The organism is Komagataeibacter kakiaceti JCM 25156 (assembly GCF_000613305.1).
In genome coordinates this window covers 1-2,422 of sequence record NZ_BAIO01000360.1, presented here as the reverse complement: position 1 = coordinate 2,422, position 2,422 = coordinate 1, and the positions used below count along the sequence as shown (strand labels likewise).

General features: G+C 61.4%; 1 protein-coding gene and 2 pseudogenes. 1 reads left to right on the top strand and 2 read right to left on the bottom strand.

Annotated features, from left to right (window positions below):
* Positions 1-748 (bottom strand): annotated as a pseudogene (locus tag JCM25156_RS24520) (MIP/aquaporin family protein); the annotation flags it as partial.
* Between the two features lie 444 nt (positions 749-1,192).
* A complete protein-coding gene (locus JCM25156_RS31285) occupies positions 1,193-1,375 on the bottom strand; it encodes a hypothetical protein (protein ID WP_242402661.1) in 183 nt (60 codons plus the stop codon).
* On the opposite strand from JCM25156_RS31285, the pseudogene glpD reads away from it, so the two are divergent.
* A pseudogene (gene glpD, locus JCM25156_RS24515) lies at positions 1,290-2,422 on the top strand (glycerol-3-phosphate dehydrogenase); the annotation flags it as partial. The gene JCM25156_RS31285 and the pseudogene glpD overlap by 86 nt on opposite strands.

Here is a 2,422-nt window from a genome sequence, read left to right as displayed (position 1 = left end):
TAGCCGCCCGCCCCGATGATCCCACCGCAGAGCGGCCCGACAACCGGCACCCACCAGAAGCCGCCGGGGGAAGGGAAGGCCGCGTGCCCCCATCCCATCAGGTAACAGAACACGCGCGGCCCGAAATCGCGCGCGGGGTTGATGGCCCATGCCTCCAGATAGCCCGCGCAGGCCCCGATGCTGGCCACGAGCAGCCCGATGATCAGCGCGCTGGAATTGGCCTGTGGGGCTACGGTATTGTACTCGCATGTAATGGCGAAGATGCCGAACAGCAGCAGCGCGGTCAGGATGGTTTCATCCAGCAGCGCGTGCAGCGGTGTGATGTTCTCGCCCGGATGGGTAAAGAAGACCCCCGCCGCCCCGCCATCGGGGCGCGACAGGCCCTGAACCAGATTATAATGGTCGATGACCGGCTGGTACAGCGCATAGACCAGTGCGGCGCCGATCATGCCGCCCACCACCTGTGCCGCGCAGTAGGCGGGCACCTTGCGCCATGAAAAGCCGCGATACAGCGCCAGTGCGACGGAAACCGCCGGATTGGCGTGCGTGCCCGATACGCTGCCGGTTATGTAGATGGCGATGGTCACACCCAGCCCCATACGATGCATACGCCCCAGTAGGAGAATTTGTATGGGCTGGGGTCGTACAGCGTGTACATGGCGGCTACGGAATCACCGATCAGCACGATGATCATGACCGCGATGCATTCCGAAATCAGTTCGCCCAGGAATTGACGGTTCTTCAACATTTCAACCCACTTTATTCTTTTATTATCGTTGGATGGGAAAGGTCGGCCCGGTCTCTTGCCGGTTGTTGGCCCGATCATGTTCTTAAACGAACATCTCCGTGCCGGAAAGGGTGGAGTGCGCGAGATGGGCAAAAGGTTCCCCTTATTTTCAGGATCGGCCCAATATTGCGTAACATTGCTTATGCCAACCGGGCAGAACGCATGTGGCGCAACCCGGCACGCATGGGCACGTTAATCAGGGTGGATGAATGCTCTGGCTGCGCGTTTTCGCACATGCACAAAAATACATCTGATCGTGCACTCCTTACATCATGGCGGATTTATGGCTGATAATCCCGATATTCAGGTTTTCCGCATCTTCCTTAACGGCTCCGTCCAATGTGCGGTTCCCCTATTGAAATGCACATAATGTTCGTTTACGAACATCCGCATCAGGAGGAGCATCTACATGGCGTCCATGGACGAAACATTCCGCCCGTCCCCCACGGGCGGCGACCCGGTCGATCTGCTGGTCGTGGGTGGGGGGATCAACGGCACGGGCATCGCGCGTGATGCGGCGGGGCGCGGCGCATCCGTGCTGCTGGTGGAGCAGGACGATCTGGCCAGCCATACCTCGTCCGCCAGCACCAAGCTGATCCATGGCGGCCTGCGCTATCTGGAATATTATGAATTCCGTCTTGTGCGCGAAGCTGATCGAGCGCGAGAACCTGCTGCGCATCGCGCCGCACATCATCTGGCCCATGCGCTTCGTGCTGCCCTACACGCCGCAGGCGCGGCCCGCGTGGATGCTGCGCCTGGGACTGTTCCTGTACGACCATCTCGCCCCCAACATGACATTGCCAAAGTGCAAATCGCTTGATTTCCGCACCAGTTCCGCGGGCAGGCCGCTTAATGGCAAACTTGCGCGTGGCTTCGCCTATTCCGATGGCTGGGTGCAGGACAGCCGTCTCGTGGTGCTCAACGCCATGGATGCGCGCGCCCGTGGCGCGGAGATCCGCACCCGCACGCGGCTGGTGCGCGCGCGCCGGACGGATGGCGTGTGGGAAGCCGAGATCGAGAACACGCATGATGGCAGCCGGAGCACCGTGCGGGCGAGGGTGCTGGTCAATGCCGGTGGCCCGTGGGTGAGCGAGGTGCTGCGTGAACGCGCGCAGGTCAGTTCCACCAAGCAGGTACGTCTGGTCAAGGGCAGCCATATTGTGGTGCCCCGCCTGTTTGACGGACCGCAGGCCTACATCCTGCAGAATCCGGACAAGCGCATTGTTTTCGCCATTCCGTACGAGCAGGAATTCACCCTGATCGGCACCACGGACGTGCCTTGGACACAGGCCCCCGGCCATGTCGAGATTTCGCCCGAGGAAATCACATATCTGTGTGAAAGCGTGAACCGCTATTTCAAGAAGCCGGTCACGCCTGATGACGTGGTGTGGACCTATGCCGGCGTGCGCCCGCTTTATGATGACGCCGCCAAGAATGCCTCCGCCGTGACGCGTGATTACGTGCTTGATGTCGATACGCAGGGCGGTCAGGCCCCGATGCTGTCCATCTTTGGCGGCAAGATCACCACCTATCGCCGCCTGGCCGAGCACGCGCTTGAAAAGCTCCAGCCTTTCCTGCCGGTGCTGGCCGCGCCGGGCTGGACGGCGCAGCGCGTGCTGCCCGGCGGGGATCTGG